19 protein-coding genes are annotated in these 17,841 nt (G+C 65.9%); 8 read left to right on the top strand and 11 right to left on the bottom strand.

Features of this window, described 5'->3' with window-relative positions:
- Positions 1 to 22: 22 nt before the first annotated feature.
- The 3 genes from E2L08_RS11605 to E2L08_RS11595 all read right to left on the bottom strand — a co-directional run bounded on the left by E2L08_RS11605 (position 23) and on the right by E2L08_RS11595 (position 3,570).
- Entirely contained in the window at positions 23 to 1,015 is a 993-nt protein-coding gene (locus E2L08_RS11605) for a substrate-binding domain-containing protein (protein ID WP_133397248.1), read from the bottom strand.
- Between the two features lie 67 nt (positions 1,016 to 1,082).
- Positions 1,083 to 2,033: an ABC transporter permease gene (locus E2L08_RS11600; RefSeq protein WP_240758214.1), complete on the bottom strand. Its 951-nt coding sequence runs from the start codon at positions 2,031 to 2,033 to the stop codon at positions 1,083 to 1,085.
- A gap of 100 nt (positions 2,034 to 2,133) precedes the next feature.
- Positions 2,134 to 3,570, bottom strand: coding sequence for a sugar ABC transporter ATP-binding protein (locus E2L08_RS11595; RefSeq protein WP_240758216.1), 1,437 nt, complete (start codon positions 3,568 to 3,570; stop codon positions 2,134 to 2,136).
- A gap of 263 nt (positions 3,571 to 3,833) precedes the next feature.
- On the opposite strand from E2L08_RS11595, the gene E2L08_RS11590 reads away from it, so the two are divergent.
- Entirely contained in the window at positions 3,834 to 4,808 is a 975-nt protein-coding gene (locus E2L08_RS11590; RefSeq protein WP_206077007.1) for a sugar-binding transcriptional regulator, read from the top strand.
- 25 nt (positions 4,809 to 4,833) lie between these two features.
- Here E2L08_RS11590 and E2L08_RS11585 read toward each other — a convergent pair whose 3' ends face one another.
- A complete protein-coding gene (locus E2L08_RS11585) occupies positions 4,834 to 5,454 on the bottom strand; it encodes a helix-turn-helix transcriptional regulator (protein ID WP_168771130.1) in 621 nt (206 codons plus the stop codon).
- Positions 5,455 to 5,569: 115 nt separating this feature from the next.
- Here E2L08_RS11585 and hslU point away from each other — a divergent pair, with 115 nt between their 5' ends.
- Together hslU and E2L08_RS11575 are read left to right on the top strand one after the other, a co-directional pair.
- Positions 5,570 to 6,880, top strand: a complete 1,311-nt coding sequence (gene hslU, locus E2L08_RS11580; RefSeq protein ID WP_133397245.1) for an ATP-dependent protease ATPase subunit HslU — start codon at positions 5,570 to 5,572, stop codon at positions 6,878 to 6,880.
- A gap of 59 nt (positions 6,881 to 6,939) precedes the next feature.
- On the top strand, positions 6,940 to 8,169 hold the full coding sequence (locus tag E2L08_RS11575; protein WP_133397244.1) for an MFS transporter: 1,230 nt from the start codon (positions 6,940 to 6,942) through the stop codon (positions 8,167 to 8,169).
- On the opposite strand, the gene E2L08_RS11570 is transcribed toward E2L08_RS11575, so the two are convergent.
- Genes E2L08_RS11570 through E2L08_RS11560 form a run of 3 tightly spaced genes read right to left on the bottom strand, consistent with a single transcriptional unit; the run spans position 8,146 to position 10,435 of the window.
- Complete coding sequence (locus E2L08_RS11570) at positions 8,146 to 8,742, bottom strand: Smr/MutS family protein (RefSeq protein WP_133397243.1); 597 nt, start codon at positions 8,740 to 8,742, stop codon at positions 8,146 to 8,148. The two genes, E2L08_RS11575 and E2L08_RS11570, sit on opposite strands and share 24 nt — an antisense overlap.
- Positions 8,742 to 9,776, bottom strand: coding sequence for a murein transglycosylase A (gene mltA, locus E2L08_RS11565; protein WP_133397242.1), 1,035 nt, complete (start codon positions 9,774 to 9,776; stop codon positions 8,742 to 8,744). The genes E2L08_RS11570 and mltA overlap by 1 nt, the downstream gene beginning before the upstream one ends.
- A complete protein-coding gene (locus E2L08_RS11560; RefSeq protein WP_133397241.1) occupies positions 9,776 to 10,435 on the bottom strand; it encodes a Tim44/TimA family putative adaptor protein in 660 nt (219 codons plus the stop codon). Before E2L08_RS11560 ends, mltA begins: the two co-directional genes overlap by 1 nt.
- Before the next feature lie 103 nt (positions 10,436 to 10,538).
- Between E2L08_RS11560 and E2L08_RS11555 the strand changes: the two genes are divergently transcribed.
- Positions 10,539 to 11,060 (top strand): FxsA family protein, encoded by a 522-nt coding sequence (locus E2L08_RS11555; RefSeq protein ID WP_133397240.1) that lies wholly within the window; start codon positions 10,539 to 10,541, stop codon positions 11,058 to 11,060.
- Between the two features lie 66 nt (positions 11,061 to 11,126).
- Complete coding sequence (secB, locus tag E2L08_RS11550; RefSeq protein ID WP_133397239.1) at positions 11,127 to 11,660, top strand: protein-export chaperone SecB; 534 nt, start codon at positions 11,127 to 11,129, stop codon at positions 11,658 to 11,660.
- On the opposite strand, the gene dnaQ is transcribed toward secB, so the two are convergent.
- Genes dnaQ through E2L08_RS11530 form a run of 4 tightly spaced genes read right to left on the bottom strand, consistent with a single transcriptional unit; the run spans position 11,651 to position 14,358 of the window.
- A complete protein-coding gene (gene dnaQ, locus E2L08_RS11545) occupies positions 11,651 to 12,343 on the bottom strand; it encodes a DNA polymerase III subunit epsilon (protein ID WP_133397238.1) in 693 nt (230 codons plus the stop codon). The genes secB and dnaQ overlap by 10 nt on opposite strands.
- A complete protein-coding gene (gene coaE / locus E2L08_RS11540) occupies positions 12,336 to 12,932 on the bottom strand; it encodes a dephospho-CoA kinase (protein ID WP_133397237.1) in 597 nt (198 codons plus the stop codon). Before coaE ends, dnaQ begins: the two co-directional genes overlap by 8 nt.
- A complete protein-coding gene (locus E2L08_RS11535) occupies positions 12,932 to 13,768 on the bottom strand; it encodes a shikimate dehydrogenase (protein ID WP_133397236.1) in 837 nt (278 codons plus the stop codon). Before E2L08_RS11535 ends, coaE begins: the two co-directional genes overlap by 1 nt.
- Positions 13,765 to 14,358 (bottom strand): Maf family protein, encoded by a 594-nt coding sequence (locus E2L08_RS11530; RefSeq protein ID WP_133397235.1) that lies wholly within the window; start codon positions 14,356 to 14,358, stop codon positions 13,765 to 13,767. The genes E2L08_RS11535 and E2L08_RS11530 overlap by 4 nt, the downstream gene beginning before the upstream one ends.
- A 360-nt stretch (positions 14,359 to 14,718) precedes the next feature.
- On the opposite strand from E2L08_RS11530, the gene hemJ reads away from it, so the two are divergent.
- From hemJ to mnmE, 3 genes are all read left to right on the top strand, one after another.
- Positions 14,719 to 15,171, top strand: a complete 453-nt coding sequence (gene hemJ / locus E2L08_RS11525; protein WP_133397234.1) for a protoporphyrinogen oxidase HemJ — start codon at positions 14,719 to 14,721, stop codon at positions 15,169 to 15,171.
- A gap of 119 nt (positions 15,172 to 15,290) precedes the next feature.
- On the top strand, positions 15,291 to 16,562 hold the full coding sequence (gene rho / locus E2L08_RS11520) for a transcription termination factor Rho (protein ID WP_133397233.1): 1,272 nt from the start codon (positions 15,291 to 15,293) through the stop codon (positions 16,560 to 16,562).
- Between the two features lie 4 nt (positions 16,563 to 16,566).
- Positions 16,567 to 17,841, top strand: coding sequence for a tRNA uridine-5-carboxymethylaminomethyl(34) synthesis GTPase MnmE (gene mnmE, locus E2L08_RS11515; protein WP_133397232.1), 1,275 nt, complete (start codon positions 16,567 to 16,569; stop codon positions 17,839 to 17,841).

Below are 17,841 nucleotides of genomic sequence, written 5' to 3'. Positions count from 1 at the left end.
TTCGCGTGAGTGTCGGTCGAACCTATTGGCGCGTGGCCAGAAGGTCGTCGACGTTATCGGCCGTTACCGGGGTCCAGGGAACATCGTAATAGCTGGCCTCGCCACCTTCCCAGCTCATTTCGGGATACTGGGTCCAGATGTCGGATTGCGGCTCGTAATCGCCGTCAGTCGCCGCCGCGATTGCCACGTCGATGGCGCCTTGGGCCTGAGCACGCGCGTCTTGCAGGATCGACTGCATCTCGCCGGCCTTCACGGCCGTCAGCGCGTCGGTGACGCCGTCGATGCCGGCAATTGCGAAATCCTCGACATTGAGCCCTGCGGCCTTGATCGCCTCGATCGCGCCGAGCGCCATCTCGTCGTTCTGTCCGATGACGCCGTCGATCTCGCCCGGATGCGCGGTCAGCCAGTTTTCCATGAGGGTTTGCGCTTCGGCACGGCTCCAGTTCGCGGTCTGCTGCTCTAGAACCTTGACGTTCGGGCATTCTGCCAGCGCGCGCTGGTTGCCCTCGAGCCGCTGGACCTGAGCGGATTGCCCGATCGGGCCTTCGATGATGACGACGTTCCCGCCATCCTCGCAGCCGATGGCCTCGAGGACCATCTGCGCCTCCATGTAGCCCGACCGGGTGTCATCCGATCCCACGTAGGAAGTCAGCAATTCCGAGTTGACCTGCGTGTTCGATCCGATCACCGGGATGCCGGCTTCGTGCGCGATGCGGACCGCCTCGGCGCCAGCCTCGACGTCGATGGGGGCGAAGATGGCGGCGTCGAACCCTTGGGTCGCCATCGTCTCGAACTGTTCCTGCTGAACGAGAGCGTCATAGCGGCCGTCGAAGATCGTCAGATCGACCATGCCGGACTGAACGGCCGGATGCTGTTCGGCGGCTTCCGCCCAGATCTGCATGAACTCGGCCTGAAGGCCATAAAGCGCCGCGCCGATCTTGAGCGGATCGTCCTGCGCCGCGGCCGGTCCTGCGAACGTGGCCAGAACCGCCACGCTGGAAAGTAGCTTCTTCATGGATCTCTCCTCCCTTTATGCCGCCCGGTAGCCGGGTCGACTGTCGAGCCGGGAAAACGCCCCGGTCTCAATCTCTCTGGTTACGGGTCTGATCGAGCATCACCGCCGCGACGATCAGCAACCCCTTGATAACTAGTTGATAATACGACTCTACGCCCATCAGATCGAGCCCGTTGTTCACCACACCGATCAGCAGCGCACCGATCACCGTGCCGGTGACACGCCCGACACCGCCCGCAAGGCTGGTGCCGCCGATCACCACCGCCGCGATGGCGTCGAGCTCGTAAGCAACGCCCGCCTGCGGCAGCGCCGAGCCGGTGCGCGCGGCAAGGATCATGCCTGCGAGCCCGGCAAGGGCGCCTGAAATGACAAAGACGGCAAAGCGGATCCGCCGGACGTTGATGCCCGATACCGTGGCCGCATGGGGGTTTCCGCCCGCGGCATAGACGTGGCGCCCGAACCGGGTTTGCCCCAGAACCCACCACGAGGCCAGGAACACCGCGATGAACAGGACGACGGGCATCGGCACGCCGAACAGATCGCCGGTGCCGATCCACCTGAATTCGTCGGTAAGGGCCGGAACGGGGCGACCCTCGGAATACAGGAGCGTCAGCCCCCGCGCCGCCGAGAGCATCCCCAACGTGGCGACGAAAGCCGGAACGTTGAACCGCGCGACCACCGCACCCGAGGCAGCACCGCAAGCCGCGCCCACCGCAATGCCCGCGGCAAGGGCCACGGCAACGGGATAGGGGCCGCCGGCAACCGCCGCGCCACTCGATGTCGTGGCAAGCGACGCTGCGATCACACCTGCCAGCGCCACCACCGAACCCACCGACAGATCGATGCCGCGCGCGAGGATTACAAAGGTCAGACCGATGGCGAGGATCCCGTTGATCGAGGTCTGGCGCAGTACGTTGACGATGTTTCGAGGGGTCAGGAAAAACTCGTTCAACGCGGTAAGGGCCAGACAGACCACCACGAGGGCGAGGAAGATCCCGTATCGCTGCAGACGTTCCACCGCGCGGGCGCGTGCCGACGTAGGCCCATGAGCCGCCGCCGGCGAAGGCTGCGGATCTGTGCGGGCGGGATCGGTCCGGTCCGTCATTCGATGATCTCCGTCATGCGGCTAAATGCAATAGCGCGGGCGCGGTCATCTCCGCCCCGTCGAGGATGCCGGCCACTCGTCCGTCGCGCATGACCAATGTCCTGTCGGCCATGCCAAGCACCTCTTCGATCTCGGACGAGACGAGGATGACCGCCCCGCCCTCCGAAGCGAAATCCGAGACGATCTGATAGATCTCGCGTTTGGCGCCGACATCGACACCGCGCGTCGGCTCGTCGAGCAAAAGGATCCGGGGCTCGGTCAGGTACCATTTGCCCAAGACCACCTTTTGTTGATTACCGCCCGAAAGGTTCGACACGCCGAGGCGGTCGGATGCCGTTTTGATGCCGAAAAGGTCGATGACACGGCGGGCGGCATCACGCTCGGCCGAGGTCGACATCATCAGGGGCGAGGCCTGCAGCTTTTCCAGTCGCGCGAGGCAGGCATTGGCCCGCACGTCCTGCGTCATGACCAGCCCCGAGCCCTTGCGATCCTCGGTCACGAGGGCAAGCCCGGCACGGATGGCATCGCGAGGCGCTCGCGCGGCAAGATTGCGCCCCTCGATGGTGATCCGCCCGGCTACGGAATCGGGGGAAAGGCCAAAAATACGTTCCAGAATCTCGGTTCGGCCCGAGCCCATCAGACCGTAGAACCCAAGGATCTCGCCGCGTCGCAATTCGAAGGAAACGTCGCGCACGCCATGCGCGGCGTCGATGCCCTCGACCTTGAGCACGATTTCGTTTTGTGGCTTGTTTCCCTTGGCGAACTCTTCGGTCAGGGGACGGCCGACGATCAGCTCGACGAGGCGGGTCTTGTCGATATCCTCGATCCGTCCCTCCTCGACGAATGCCCCGTCGCGCAGCACGGTATAGGTGTCGGCCACGCCGAAGATCTCGGTCAGACGGTGCGAGACGTAGATCACGCCCTTGCCCTCGTTCTTCATGACCTTGATCGCCTCGAAAAGGTGATCGGCCTCGGCCTCACCCAGCGCCGAGGTCGGTTCATCCATGATGATGACCTCGGCATCGTAGGAAATAGCCTTGGCGATCTCGACGAGCTGCACCTGTGCCACAGTCAGGTCCATCATCAGCGCGGTCGGTGCTATGGAAAAGCCGAGCCGATCCATCAGGTCGCTTGTCGCGGCATTCATCTTCGCGAAATCGATCCGCCCGAACAGGCCCACCGGTTCGCGCCCGAGAAAGACGTTCTCGGCCACGGTCATGGCGGGGACGGGGCTCAACTCCTGCTCGATGATCGAGATACCCGCTGCAAGCGCGTCGCGGGGCGAAGTAAAGGAAACCGCGCGCCCGTTCAGTCGGATAGTGCCGCCGTCTCGTGGCAGAATACCCATGACGATCTTGAGGAAGGTGGACTTTCCCGCACCGTTGCCCCCGCAAAAGGCATGAACCGACCCGCGTTCGAGGCGGAATCGTCCGTCGCGCAGGGCAGACACACCGCCGAACGACTTTCGTAACCCTTCGACTTCAAGCAACGGTGACGACACGAAACCCCCTTTCGATTGATCCGACCGTTGTTCATCTGCACAGAGTCGTCAATGGAAAGTTTTCGCTGCGCATGCGAAACAAATGTCTGCTTTAATGGCGCCGGAACGATATCTTTCGCCCGCCCGTCCGTTTCGTGCTAGCGATGACCCGTGCATTCGGGCGATCTTCTGATCGTCGAGACCCGTTCGACGGTCATTGAGGAGGGCGCCTCATGTCAGAGCGTGTATTCGATCCCGCGGCGCGACCCGATGGCGGTCTGTTGTCCGAGGTCGCGCGCCGCTATCACATCGAGGGCGAAACCCAGGATGCGATCGCCCGGTCGCTTTCCATGTCACGCATGAAGGTGAACAGGCTTCTGCGTCAGGCTCTCTCGGAAGGCGTAGTCGAGGTTCGGGTGAGGTATCACTCGTCGCGGACCCGCGAGATCGAGGAAGCGTTCCGCGAGGCTTTCGGGTTGCGCCATCTTCTGGTCGCGCCGACCGTTGGCGCGCCTGAACGACAGCGTCGAGCCGTCGCGACGGTCGTCAGCGCCTATCTTGAAACCAACCTCAGGGAGGGGCTCGTCTTGGCGGTGGGTATGGGGCGCAACGTGGCCGAGATCGCCCGCGTCCAGACGCAGGTGCGGTTCGACAACCTGGTTTTCGTTGCAGGCTCCGGCGGTGCGACCGAGGCTGGCGCACTCGGCAATGCGGACCATATATGCCGCGCTCTTGCCGAGCGATTCGGAGGACGGGCCGAAACGCTCTATGCCCCGGCCTTCGTCCCCGATGCCGAACTGCGCGAACGTTTGATGAGCCATGACACCGTTCGCCGAACCCTCAACCTCGCACGCAGCGCGGATCTGGCCCTTGTCGGCGTCGGCGATCTCGGGGCCGATAGTCATATGGCGCGAATGGGCTGGTTCTCGGTGGACGAATTGCAGGCGGTGCAGGCCGCGGGCGCGACCGGCGACCTTTTGGGATACGACTTCTACGACGATGCCGGTCAGCCCACCGGCGGCAACCTCTCAGGCCGGGTGGTCGGCCTCTGTCGCGAGGATCTCAAGCGGATCAGCACGACGATCGCGATCGCATCGGAGGAAAGCAAGGCGCGCGCCATTCTGGGCGCGCTCAGGACCGGCGTGATCGACGTTCTGGCCACCAGCCTCGCCAACTGCGAGACGGTGATGCGCCTGGCAAGGATCTGACGGGTCGGCCGAAAACACGGCCATGTCAGACCCCGGCCCCACCCTCGAGCAGCTCGTCGATCAACGCCTCGCGGCGGTGGGCGAAACTGTCGTCGTGGATCGCAAGGTCGCTCATCGCGTGGAGGAAGAACTTGCGATGCGCGTGGCGCAGGTCGCACCATGCCAGCAGCAGGATGCCCGAGGGCGGGTGGACGACCTCGATGGGCAGGACGCGGCGGCGGGTCTCGCGCCCGGCGAGGTCACGATAGGCGAAGGAGATCGGGCGCGAGCGGTGGGCCGCGCCGTGGATCAGCGCCGCATCGACCGCCAATTCGGGGCGAAAGCCGCGATCGGACATGTTGCGCGGATAGTCGCGATGCAGGGCGCAGAGCTTGCGCGCCAGCGGCGTCTCGGCCTCGAGCCGGTCGAGCGCGGCCTCGATCGTCGCGGCAAAGGCGGGGTCGGCCCCGCGCGACAGGGCCGCCAACCCGCGGATCGCGGCCGAGAGATCGACGGGCGTCATCGGCGCGGGGGGCGGCGCGGCCCGTGCCGCGACCGGCAGCAAGACCCCTGCCCCGGCCAGCCGCACCAACTCGCGTCGACCGATCAGCGCGCCGCTTTCGCGGGCGGATGCGGGGCGGAAGATGGCTTTCAATCGGGCGAGCATGGTGGGTCCTGTCTGGCCGGGGAACGTCTGTAGATCCCCGGCCGCCCTTGCGTCAAGCGGCGCGACACCGGCAATCGGGATTGCGAATCCGCGCGGGGGTCTTACATGCGCTCGCATGACAGACCTGACCCCCCGCGAGATCGTCTCGGAACTCGACCGTTTCATCATCGGCCAGAAGGACGCCAAGCGGGCCGTGGCCGTCGCCCTGCGCAACCGTTGGCGCCGCAGGCAGCTTCCTCCCGAGCTTCAGGAGGAGGTGTATCCCAAGAACATCCTGATGATCGGCCCCACCGGCGTCGGCAAGACCGAGATCAGCCGCAGGCTGGCCCGACTGGCGCGCGCGCCCTTTCTCAAGGTCGAGGCGACCAAGTTCACCGAGGTCGGCTATGTCGGCCGCGATGTCGAGCAGATCGTGCGCGACCTGGTCGAGCAGTCGATCACCATGACGCGCGACCACATGCGCAAAACCGTCAAGGCCAAGGCCGAGGCCAATGCAGAAGAGCGCGTGATCGAGGCCATCGCCGGCGAGAACGCGCGCGAGGGCACGCGCGACATGTTCCGCCACAAGCTGCGCGCGGGCGAGTTGAACGAGACCAAGGTGACGCTGGACATCGCCGACACGTCGAACCCCATGGGCGGGATGATGGACATTCCGGGGATGCCGCCCGGCCAGGGCGGCATGATGAACCTGGGCGACCTGTTCGGAAAGGCGATGGGCGGGCGCAAGGTGCGCAAGACGCTGACCGTCGCTGAAAGCTACGACATCCTCGTCAGCGAAGAGGCCGACAAGCTGCTCGACGACGAGACCGTGACCAAGGCCGCCATCGAGGCGGTCGAGGAAAACGGCATCGTGTTCCTGGACGAGATCGACAAGGTCTGCGCGCGGCAGGATTCGCGCGGGGGCGAGGTCAGCCGCGAGGGCGTGCAGCGCGACCTGCTGCCCCTGATCGAGGGTACGACCGTCGCCACCAAGCACGGTTCGGTCCGCACCGATCATATCCTGTTCATCGCCAGCGGGGCGTTCCACGTCGCCAAGCCCAGCGATCTGCTGCCCGAGCTTCAGGGGCGTCTGCCGATCCGGGTCGAACTGCGGGATCTGACCGAGGACGATTTCGTGCGTATCCTGACCGAGACCGACAACGCGCTGACACGGCAATACAGCGCGCTTCTGGGCACCGAGAACGTCACCGTCGAGTTCACCGAGAACGGCATCGCGGCGCTGGCCCGGATCGCCGCCGAGGTGAACCGGTCGGTAGAGAATATCGGCGCGCGCCGGCTCTACACGGTGATGGAGCGCGTGTTCGAAGAGCTGTCCTTTGCCGCGCCCGATCGCGGGGGACAGACGGTCACGGTGGACGATGCCTTTGTCGAAACCCACCTGGGCGAACTCAGCCGCTCGGTCGACATGAGCCGCTACGTGCTCTGACGCGCGTGGGGCGCCGATTGCCCCTTTCCATCGGCGCGGCTTGGCGCAAATGAAGGCGGATGAGTTTCTTCGCCTTCCTCCGCGCCAATGCGCCCTTTCTGCTTGTCGGCGTGCTGCTGACCTTTTGTTCGTCCTTCGGGCAGACGTTCTTCATCTCGGTCTTTGCCGGCGAGATCCGCGCCGAGTTCGGCCTGTCGCATGGCGACTGGGGCGCGGTCTATTCCATCGGAACGCTGGCCTCGGCGGCGGTGATGGTCTGGGCCGGGGGGCTTACCGACCGGTTCCGCGTCCGCAGCGTCGGGCCGGCCGTTCTGGGGTGCCTCGTGCTGGCCTGCGTCGGCATGGCGCTGACCCCCAATGTCGCGCTCTTGACGGTCGCGGTGTTCGGGTTGCGGTTTTTTGGCCAGGGTATGTCGATCCTGATCTCGACCGTGGCGATGGCACGGTGGTTCGTCAGGTCGCGCGGCAAGGCGCTGTCGGTGTCGATGGTCGGCATCGAGATGGGGCAGGCGTTCCTGCCGATGATCTTCGTCGCTGCCATGGGGGCCCTGTCCTGGCGCAGCCTGTGGCTTGTCTGCGCGCTGATCGTCGCAGCGATCCTGCCGCTGCTCTGGCCGCTTCTGAGGCTTGAACGGACGCCGCAATCCATCGCCGCCGGGCCGCAGGGCATGGGGATGGGGGGGCGCGAGTGGCGCCGCCCCGACATGCTGCGGCATTACCTTTACTGGCTCCTGATCCCGGCGCTGCTGGGTCCGGCGGCTTTCGGCACGGCGCTGTTCTTTCACCAGGTCCACCTGGCCGAGACAAAGGGGTGGGAGCATCTGAACCTCGTCACCCTGTTCCCGGTCTTTACCGCCGCGGCCATCGTGTCGGTCTTTACCTCGGGTTTCGTGATCGACCGGATCGGCACCGCGCGGATGATGCCGCTCTACCAGCTTCCCATGGCAGCGGGGTTCGTCGTCTTCGGCCTGACCGATACGCTGGGCGGGGCGGCGGTGGCGCTGGGGCTCATGGGGCTGTCGCAGGGGATGAACTCGACCGTGCCCAACGCCTTCTGGGCCGAGTTCTACGGCACGCGGCACATGGGCGCGATCCGGGCTCTGGCGCAGGCCGTCATGGTGATGGGAACCGCCATCGGGCCGGCCCTGACCGGGGTGCTGATCGACATGGGCGTTCCGTTCGAGGACCAGTTGACCGGGATCGCGGTCTATTTCGTCCTCGCGGCGATCTGCACGGGAATCGGCATCGCGCGGGCCAAGCCCACGCTACCGCGGCCGTCCGAGGCGTAGGACCAACGCACCGTCGCCGCCGAGATTGGCAGGCGCGATATGCCAATCCCGCACGGCCTGCGCCAGCGGCGGCTGCGCCAGCCAGACCGGGGTGAACCGGCGCAGGATGCCCGCCGGTCCCTCGCCCCGCGGCGGTCCCGAGCGGCCTTTGCCGGTGATGACGAGAATCCGCGTCAGCCCCCGTTGCTGCGAGCCGAGGACGAAGCTCGTCAATTCGGGGCGCGCCTCGGCCAGCGTATAGCCGTGCAGGTCGAGCCGTGCCTCGATCCGGTGCTTTCCCCGCCCAAGGCGCGGCGGCTTCTTGGACCCCGGCCGCGGCTGGCCCGCATCCGCGGACGGTGCCGTGAACTGCGTCACCGGCGCCCCGGCGCGCACGCCGATGCCGAAATCGGTGGGAATGGCGGTGCCGGCGCGGGCTGCGGCGGGGGGCGCGGGGCGCGACGGGCGCGGCGCCGGTTTCGGCGCCGCGGGGGCGGGGCGGCCCGGCGCGCTGGTGACGTGCCGGGTATAGCGGTGCCATTCCTCGACATCGTCGCGGCTGAGCCCGCGGGTCCGTCGTCCACCCCCCGCCATCACAACCCCGTGGCGAGCGAATAGGCCCTCTGGATCGGGAGGAGGACGACCATGCGCCCGCCGTCGCGGATCGTCCCGGCCTTGCGCCCGGCGCTTTCGCCCGTGCCGAAAAAGATATCCGCCCGCTGCGCGCCCTTGATCGCGGCGCCGGTATCCTGGGCGACCATGAGGCGGCGCATCGGCTCGGCGCCGTCCTTTTCGATCCAGACCGGCGCCCCGAGCTTGACGATATCGGGGTCGATGGCAACGGATCGCATCGCCGTCAGGGAACGGTTCATCGCCCCGAGCGGCCCGCGCGACCACGGAACCTCGTTCACCTCGCGAAAGAAGACGTAGGAGGGGTTGTGATGCAGCGCGCGGCGGCCTTCGTCGCCGCGCTCGCGGACCCATTGGCGGATGGCGCTGGCCGACACCTTGTGCGGCTCCATGTCGCCGCGGCGGATCAGCTCCTTGCCGACCGAGCGGTAAGAATGGCCGTTCTTGCCGGCATAGCCGACGCGCAGCGCGGTCCCGTCGGTCAGGCGGATGCGCCCCGAGCCCTGAACCTGGAGGAAATAGACATCGACCGGGTCCGAGAGCCACGCGATCTCGAGCCCGCGCCCGTCGAGCAGGCCCAGCTCCTCGATCTCGGCCCGGCTGGCGAACGATCCCTCGGCGGCCTCGGGCGGCAGACGATAGAGAGGGTAGCGATAGAACGGCGTCTGGACCCGCGAACCGCGCAGTTCGGGCTCGTAATAGCCGGTGAACAGCATCTCGGCCCCGTCCTCGATGAGGACCGGGCGGAAAAAGGCGCGGAAATAGGTGTCGCCGTCCAGCCCCTCAGCCGCGCCGGTCTTGCCCACGCGGCAAACGGCCCGCCAGTCGGGATCGCGCAGATCGCCGCAGGTCTCGAGAAAGACGCGCATCGCCTCGTCGAGATCGTCCTGGGACCACCCGTCGATCTCGGACCAGTCCAGAACGTCATGCACGGTCCCGGCCCTGAGCGGGCCGGCGGTCGCGGCCAGCAGCGCGAGGACCGCAACCAGGTAACGCATCACTCGCCCGTGGCGACAAGCAGCCAGTTCGGATCCTGCGCGCCCATCTCGCGCGCAAAGGACCAGGTGTCGCGTTGCCGCTTGATCTCGTTCGGATCGCCCTCGACGATGCGGTTCTCGGCATCCTTGACGACCGTGGTCAGCTCGGCCTCGAAACGGACCGTCAGTTCGCCCTCGCGGCTGTCGCGGTCAAAGCTCGCGCTGCGCAGCACGACATCGCGCACGCCGACGATGGAGCTTTCGATGGTCAGGCCCTTTTCCGCGCGCTCGGCGATCACGGCATCGAAGGCCTGCGCCACCTCGGGGTCGAGGAAATCGCGCACACCCGAGATATCGCCCCGCTCGAAGGCCATGAGGATCATTTCGTAGGCCTGGCGCGCGCCGGTAAGGAACTCGCTCACGTTGAAGCCCGGCTCGGCCAGTTTCATCGCGGCAAGCGCCTTGGCGCTTTCCGAGCCGTCGGGAACATGGTCGGTTATGTCATGATCCGGCCCGCCCTCGATCACTTCGAGTTCGGGACGGCCGGGGCGGGCGGGGGCATTGACCTTGTCGGGCGCCTTTTCGAACCCTTCGCGCGTGCCGAGCACGCTGCGCAGGCGCAAGATCAGGAAGACGGCAATGCCCGCCAGGACAAGAAGCTGAATGGCAGCGGAACTCATGGCGCCTCGCGGGACTGGAAATGGTATCGGGCTCGGTTCGTCCCTATCTAGGAACCATCAGGGGCCAAGTCCACTGTTCAGCCCACCTATGGAGGGAATGCCCATGTGGCTGCTCGCCGCATTCATATTGATCCCGCTGATCGAGATCGGCCTGTTCATCCAGGTCGGCGGGGCCATCGGCCTCTGGCCCACGTTGCTGATCGTGGTGCTGACCGCCATCGTCGGCACCTCGCTCGTGCGCTCGCAAGGCGCCGCGGCGATGTCCGACCTGCGCCGGTCCATGAACGAGCTACGCGATCCCAGCGAGCCGCTGGCCAACGGGGCGATGATCCTTGCCGCGGGGCTGCTGCTGCTTACGCCCGGCTTTTTCACCGATGCCGTCGGTCTGTCGCTGCTCATACCCGGCGTGCGCCGCTACATCTTTCGAGAGGCGCGCAAGCGTATCCGCGTGCAGACCTTTACCTATGGCACCGCCACGCACGGCGCGGGCACCATCGACCCGCGCGGGCCGCGGCCCCGGCCGGGGGCGCGGGGCGATGTGATCGAGGGCGAGGCCGAAGAGGTCGAGACCGGCCCCCGCGACCCCCGCGCGCCCCGATCCGGCTGGGAGACGCGGAACGATTGAGGCGCCGCCGCCGCTCTGATACGTCCGGGCGGCAGTCGAGACGACAGACACAGCACGGAGAGCCCCATGGCCGAAGACGATCAGACCCCGACAGAGACGCCGCAGCCCGCCGCCCAGAACGGAAGCGCCCCGGCCTCGCCGCAGATGCGCCCGCTGGGCCAGTATGTCCGCGACATGTCGTTCGAGAATATCGTGTCGCGCAAGGGCGTTCAGGGGCAGGTGACGCCCGACGTATCGGTGCAGGTGTCGCTCGACGCGAAAAAGCGGGCCGAAGAGAACCGTTTCGAGGTGATCGGAAAATTCACCATCACGTCCAGGAACAAGGAATCGCAGGACACGCTGTTCCTGCTCGAGCTCGAATATGGCGGCATCTTCGAGGTGTCGAACGTGCCCGAGAACCAGCTTCACCCGTTTTTGCTGATCGAGGGGCCGCGGTTGATGTTCCCCTACATCCGGCGGATCGTAAGCGACATCACCTCGGATGGCGGGTTCCCAGCGCTCAATCTCGAGCCGATCGATTTCGTCCAGATCTATCGCCAGGGCATCGCCAAGCGCCAGCAGGCGCAGGCCGAGGCGGCCGAGGGCGCCGGTCAGGCCTGATATCGCCTCCAGACCGCGTTTTCTCCAAGGCCCGCGACAAAGGCGTCGTGGGCCTTTTTCTCGTCCTCGGTAAGGCGCGAAGGCAGCGGGGCAGGGCGGGGCTGCGGGCGCCAGGCGGGATCGGGGCCCGAGACCGCCGCCTTGGCCGGTCCGCCAAGCCCGAAATCGGGCTGACGGCCGCCGACGAGCTCGAGATAGACCTCGGCCAGGATCTCGCTGTCGAGAAGCGCACCGTGCAGCGTGCGCGAGGTGTTGTCGATCCCGAAGCGGCGGCACAGCGCGTCGAGCGAGACCGGCGCGCCGGGAAACCGCCCCTTTGCAATGGCCAGCGTGTCTATCGCCTGCTCCCAGGGAAGCTGGCGGAAACCGGCCCATTTCAGTTCGGCATTGAGGAATTTCATGTCGAAGCTGGCATTGTGGATCACCAGCTTGGCGTCGCCCACGAAATCGAGGAAGGCGCGCGCGACATCCTTGAACAGCGGCTTTCCGCGCAGGAAATCGTCGCCGAGCCCGTGCACCGCAAAGGCGCTTTCGGGCATGGAGCGTTCGGGATCGAGATATTCGTGGAAAGTGCGGCCGGTCGGCACATGGCCCATCAGCTCGACCGCGCCGATCTCGACGATGCGGTCGCCCGTCGCGGGCTCGAACCCCGTAGTTTCGGTATCCAGCACGATTTCACGCATCGCCGGCCTCTTTCCTCGCGCGCGCCACCACCTCTGCCACCGCCGCGCGGGCGGTCGCCATGTCGTCGGTCGGGATGACCACGTCGGCGCGTGCCCGTTTCTGCGCGTCGGGAAGCTGGCGCGCAAGGATCGCATCGAACCTTTCGGCCGTCATGCCGGGTCGCGACAGGACACGTTCGCGTTGCCGGGCGGGATCGGTCGACACGACGGCAACGATATCGACGCGGGCATCGGCCCCCGTCTCGAACAGAAGCGGGATATCCAGAACGACCGGGCCGGGCGGCGCCGTGGCGATGAACGCGGCCCGGTCGGCCGCGACGAGCGGATGCACGACCGCCTCGATCCGGGCGAGCGCCTCGGGATCGGCGGCGATCCACGCCGCGAGCCGGGGTCGCGACACCGCCCCGTCGACGATGGCCTCGGGGCAGAGCGCGCGGATCGGCTCGACCCCCGCGCCCCCTGTGGCATAGAGACGGTGCACCGCGGCATCGGCATCCCAGACCGGCAGGCCATGTTCGGCAAAAAGCGCGGCGGTGGTCGATTTCCCCATCCCGATGGAGCCGGTCAGCCCGATGACAACCCGGCGCATCAGCCGTCGAGAACCGCGGCACGGGTGGCCGCGTCGACCTCGGGGCGGGTGCCGAACCACCGCTCGAACCCCGGAACGGCCTGGTGCAGCAACATGCCGAGCCCGTCGACCACGGTGCAGCCGGCCGCCCGCGCCCCGGCGAGGAGCGTCGTTTCGAGCGGGGAGTAGACGATATCGGTCACGACCGAACGGCGATCGAGCCCGTCAAGCGGCACCCGGAACGGCGGCTTGCCGGTCATACCGAGCGAGGTGGTGTTCACGACCGTGGCGGCATCCTCGACGATATTGCCGGCCTTGACCCAATCCACGACGGTGATCCGGTGCCCGAACTCGGTCCGCAACCCTTCGGCGCGGGCGCGGGTGCGGTTGGTCAGCAGGATCTGCGGCACCCCCGCATCCAGCAGCGCCACGATCACCGCCCGCGCAGCCCCGCCAGCCCCGAACACCGCCGCGGGCCCGGCGCTCGCCTGCCAGTCGGGCGCGTTGGCCCTGAGATTCTCGAGAAAGCCCACGCCGTCGGTATTGTCGGCATGGATCTTGCCATCCTCGCGGAAGATCAGCGTGTTGGCCGCCCCGATCAGGGCCGCGCGGTCGGTGATGACATCGGCGATGGACAGGATCGCCTCCTTATGGGGGATCGTCACGTTGCAGCCGACGAATCCCAGCCGGGGCAGCATCCCGATGGCCGGGGCGAGGTCGCGCGCGCTCACGTCGAGGGGGACATAATGGCCGGGCAGGCCGTATGTCCTGAGCCAATGCGCATGAAGGCGCGGCGACAGGGAATGGTTCACCGGCTTGCCGAGAACCCCGGCGAGCGGAATGGGGGCTTGGGTCATGTATCGAGATAGCCACGGAGCGTCAGCCACGACAAGAGCGGCAGAAGCGGCATTCCCAGGACGGTGAAGTAATCGCCCTCGACCGCCGTAAAGAGCCGCGCGCCCTCGTCCTCGAGCCTGTAGGCGCCTACGCATTCGCCGATGGCGGGCCAGTTGCGCGCGACGTAGCCCTCGATCCAGCCCGGCGAAAGAGCGCGCATGGTCATGCGGACCTCGCCCACATGGCGCCAGACGGGAGCGCCGTCCTCATAGGCCACGCAGGCCGACAGCAGGCGGTGCCTGTCGCCGGCGAGCCGTGCGATCTGGGCGCAGGCGGCCTCGGGGTCGGCGGGTTTGGACATAAGCCGCCCGCGATGCTCGAGCACCTGGTCGCAGCCCAGAGCGACCGCGCCGGGATGGCGGGTGGAAACCTTTCGCGCCTTTGCCTCGGCCAGCGCATCGGCGATGTCGCGTGGCGCGGCATTCTCGGCCAGCAGGGCAGCCTTTACCGTTTCTTCATCAACGCGCGGGACAACGGTCTCGAAGGGAACACGGGCGGCAGTCAGCAGGGCCGCCCGCGTCGCGGAGCCCGAGGCGAGGATGAGACGCATGGCATAACCCTGTGGATGGAATGGCGCGACTCGGCGGGCGGAACCGGGTCGGGGCCGGGACGGTGCATGACGGGGGCAAGCATACGCATTCCATCCCCGTGGAAAAGTATGAAGGGCAAGGGTTGGGGTGTATCCGCTTGCGCGTCGGGTGTTCATGATATGTCTTTTCACCGTTCGCGGCAGGTATTTGGATTTTCAAATGCAATCAGTGGGTTGAATGGCCCGTTCGAGGGTCGGGACACCTGCATCCCGGCTTGGGACGCGGATGTGGATAATTGGGGGGATCGGGGATCCGTCCCCATGATCCCCACGACAACAAACAACTTCCCTTTAAGAATCTTTCCTTATTAGAAGGGGGCGATGTCGGGACTTCTTTCTCTTGCCTATCCGTGGACGCTGTCCCTGCACGTGATCTCGATGGTCGCGTGGATGGCAGGCCTGTTCTACCTGCCGCGCCTCTTCGTCTACCATGTCGAGGATGCGGCCGGGGACGCGGGCAAGCAGGGGCTGTTCGAGACCATGGAACGCAAGCTGCTCAAGCTCATCATGAACCCGGCAATGATCGCGACATGGATCTTCGGACTGGTGCTGGTGGCGACGCCGGGCATCGTCGTTTGGGGGGCCGTCTGGCCTTGGACCAAGGCGGCGGCCGTGATCGGGATGACGGCATTCCACATGTGGTGCGGCGCGCAGCGAAAGGCGCTGGCGGCCGATCCGGCGCATCGCGCGGGGCGGCATTACCGCATCATGAACGAGGTGCCCACGATCCTGCTGATCGTCATCGTCGTGTCGGTGATCGCCCGCCCGTTCTAGGGCGGCAGGTTGACGCGCGCGCGTCCTGCGCCTAAGTGAACGACCAAGCATTCGTCCGAATGCCCGTTTTCCCCTTTTCGATATTCAGCTTCGGATCCTGCCGAAGCGGCCGAGGTGTCATGGATCAAGATCGCGTAAACCTGTCCGACCTCAAGGCGCAGAGCCCCAAAGATCTTCTGGCCTTGGCCGAGGAGCTCGAGATCGAGAACGCCTCGACCATGCGCAAGGGCGAGATGATGTTCTCGATCCTCAAGGAACGCGCGGACGAGGACTGGATCATCGGCGGCGATGGCGTGCTCGAGGTGTTGCAGGACGGGTTCGGGTTCCTTCGCTCTCCCGAGGCGAACTATCTGCCCGGCCCGGACGATATCTATGTCAGCCCCGAGATGATCCGCCGTTTCGCACTGCGCACGGGCGATACGGTATCGGGCGTGATCCGGGGCCCCGATGACAGCGAGCGGTACTTCGCGCTGACCGGCGTGGAATCGATCAATTTCGAGGATCCGCAGAAGGCCCGGCACAAAGTGGCCTTCGACAACCTCACGCCGCTATACCCGAACGAGCGGCTCAAGATGGAGATCGAGGATCCGACGGTGAAGGACCGTTCGGCCCGCATCATCGACCTCGTCGCGCCGACGGGCAAGGGCCAGCGATCGCTGATCGTGGCGCCGCCGCGCACCGGCAAGACGGTGCTGTTGCAGAACATCGCCCATTCGATCGAGGCTAATCACCCCGAATGCTACCTGATCGTCCTGCTCATCGACGAGCGGCCCGAAGAGGTCACGGACATGCAGCGTTCGGTCAAGGGCGAGGTCGTCAGCTCGACCTTCGACGAACCGGCGACGCGGCATGTCGCGGTGGCCGAGATGGTCATCGAAAAGGCGAAACGACTGGTCGAGCACAAGCGCGACGTCGTGATCCTGCTCGACTCGATCACGCGTCTGGGCCGGGCCTATAACACCACCGTGCCGAGCTCGGGCAAGGTGTTGACCGGCGGTGTGGATGCCAATGCGCTGCAACGGCCCAAGCGGTTCTTCGGTGCCGCGCGGAATATCGAGGAGGGCGGGTCGCTCACCATCATCGCCACCGCGCTGATCGACACCGGCAGCCGCATGGACGAGGTGATTTTCGAAGAGTTCAAGGGAACGGGCAACAGCGAGATCGTGCTCGACCGCAAGGTGTCCGACAAGCGGGTTTATCCGGCCATGGATATCCTGAAGTCCGGCACGCGGAAGGAAGAACTGCTGACCGACAAGGTCGATCTGCAGAAAACCTATGTGCTGCGGCGTATTTTGAACCCGATGGGCACGACCGATGCCATCGAGTTCCTGATCTCGAAGCTGAAACAGACCAAGAGCAACGCCGACTTTTTCGACTCCATGAACACCTGAGGCCATGGACACGATCTTTGCCCAGGCCACGGCACCGGGTAGGGCGGGCGTTGCGGTCATCCGCGTGTCCGGCCCCGAGGCAACGCGGGCCTGTCGGGATCTGTGCGGCGATCTTCCCCAGTCGCATCTCGCGAGCCTGCGGACGCTGCGCGATGTGGACGGGTCTGTTCTGGACCGGGGGGTGGTGGTCTACTTTCCCGCCGGGCGGAGTTTTACCGGCGAAGATGTCGTGGAATTTCAATTGCATGGGAGCATCGCAGTCGTCAATGCGGTGAACGCGCGGCTTGCGGCGATGGAGGGGACGCGACCGGCCCTGCCGGGCGAATTCACGCGCCGCGCGCTTGACAACGACCGAATGACCCTCCCCGAGGTCGAAGCGCTTGCCGATCTGATCGATTCCGAGACTGAATTGCAGCGTCGCCAAGCCCAGCATGTCATGGGCGGCGCATTGGAGTCGGCGGCCCTGCGTTGGCGGTCCGCCTTAGTCGAAGCGGGCGCCTTGGTTGCGGTGACGATAGACTTTGCCGATGAGGAAGTTCCGGTCGATGTATCCCCGCAGGTTCGGGATCTGCTGACGGGCGTCCTTCGGGATCTGAAGGCCGAGATCGACGGGTTCGGCGCGGTCGAACGGTTGCGCGGGGGATACGAAGTTGCGATCCTCGGGGCGCCGAATGCGGGAAAGTCGTCTTTGTTGAACGCGATAGCCCGGCGGCAGGTCGCGCTGACCTCGGAAATCGCGGGGACGACGCGCGACGTGATCGAGGTGCGCGTCGATCTGGGTGGGCTACCGGTGACGCTCCTGGATACGGCAGGGCTGCGCGAGACGGAGGATCGGATCGAACGGGCCGGGATCGAATTGGCGCGGGCGCGGGCGAGATCTGCGGACCTGCGGGTGTTCCTCTCGGATGACGGGATATTCCCAAGTGAAGCCGGGGAAGATGATCTCTTGTTGCGCAGCAAAAGCGACTTGCATGGCGCGCGTGGTATATCTGCAACGACCGGCGAGGGGATCGAAGAACTGTTGGAAACCATACGTGCCCGGCTGGTATCCCTCCTGCCCGGTGTCGGACTTGCGATCAGAGAGCGGCATCGTGACGCTATGGCGGGTGCGGCGACGGAACTGCATATGGCCCTGAATGCGATAGATAGCGCTGACCATACGGAACTTGTGTCTCACCATATCTCGTTGGCATGCCGGGCGCTCGATGAACTGATGGGTCGCGTCGATGTCGAGGATCTGTTAGATACGATTTTCTCTAGTTTCTGTATCGGCAAGTAG

Origin of the sequence: Palleronia sediminis (genome assembly GCF_004358695.1) — a bacterium.
In the GTDB taxonomy this organism is placed as follows: domain Bacteria; phylum Pseudomonadota; class Alphaproteobacteria; order Rhodobacterales; family Rhodobacteraceae; genus Palleronia; species Palleronia sediminis.
The sequence above is the reverse complement of the archived record's forward strand: the minus strand, read 5'-3'. Positions and strand labels throughout refer to the sequence as shown.

Coding starts and splice junctions, on each gene's coding strand:
- rho (WP_133397233.1), top strand. CDS start 15,291: ATGGATCAAGATCGCGTAAACCTGTCCGACCTCAAGGCGCAGAGCCCC.
- secB (WP_133397239.1), top strand. CDS start 11,127: ATGGCCGAAGACGATCAGACCCCGACAGAGACGCCGCAGCCCGCCGCC.
- E2L08_RS11590 (WP_206077007.1), top strand. CDS start 3,834: ATGTCAGAGCGTGTATTCGATCCCGCGGCGCGACCCGATGGCGGTCTG.
- dnaQ (WP_133397238.1), bottom strand. CDS start 12,343: ATGCGTGAAATCGTGCTGGATACCGAAACTACGGGGTTCGAGCCCGCG.
- mnmE (WP_133397232.1), top strand. CDS start 16,567: ATGGACACGATCTTTGCCCAGGCCACGGCACCGGGTAGGGCGGGCGTT.
- hemJ (WP_133397234.1), top strand. CDS start 14,719: ATGTCGGGACTTCTTTCTCTTGCCTATCCGTGGACGCTGTCCCTGCAC.
- hslU (WP_133397245.1), top strand. CDS start 5,570: ATGACAGACCTGACCCCCCGCGAGATCGTCTCGGAACTCGACCGTTTC.
- E2L08_RS11530 (WP_133397235.1), bottom strand. CDS start 14,358: ATGCGTCTCATCCTCGCCTCGGGCTCCGCGACGCGGGCGGCCCTGCTG.
- E2L08_RS11570 (WP_133397243.1), bottom strand. CDS start 8,742: ATGGCGGGGGGTGGACGACGGACCCGCGGGCTCAGCCGCGACGATGTC.
- coaE (WP_133397237.1), bottom strand. CDS start 12,932: ATGCGCCGGGTTGTCATCGGGCTGACCGGCTCCATCGGGATGGGGAAA.
- mltA (WP_133397242.1), bottom strand. CDS start 9,776: ATGCGTTACCTGGTTGCGGTCCTCGCGCTGCTGGCCGCGACCGCCGGC.
- E2L08_RS11575 (WP_133397244.1), top strand. CDS start 6,940: ATGAGTTTCTTCGCCTTCCTCCGCGCCAATGCGCCCTTTCTGCTTGTC.
- E2L08_RS11555 (WP_133397240.1), top strand. CDS start 10,539: ATGTGGCTGCTCGCCGCATTCATATTGATCCCGCTGATCGAGATCGGC.
- E2L08_RS11605 (WP_133397248.1), bottom strand. CDS start 1,015: ATGAAGAAGCTACTTTCCAGCGTGGCGGTTCTGGCCACGTTCGCAGGA.
- E2L08_RS11535 (WP_133397236.1), bottom strand. CDS start 13,768: ATGACCCAAGCCCCCATTCCGCTCGCCGGGGTTCTCGGCAAGCCGGTG.
- E2L08_RS11560 (WP_133397241.1), bottom strand. CDS start 10,435: ATGAGTTCCGCTGCCATTCAGCTTCTTGTCCTGGCGGGCATTGCCGTC.
- E2L08_RS11585 (WP_168771130.1), bottom strand. CDS start 5,454: ATGCTCGCCCGATTGAAAGCCATCTTCCGCCCCGCATCCGCCCGCGAA.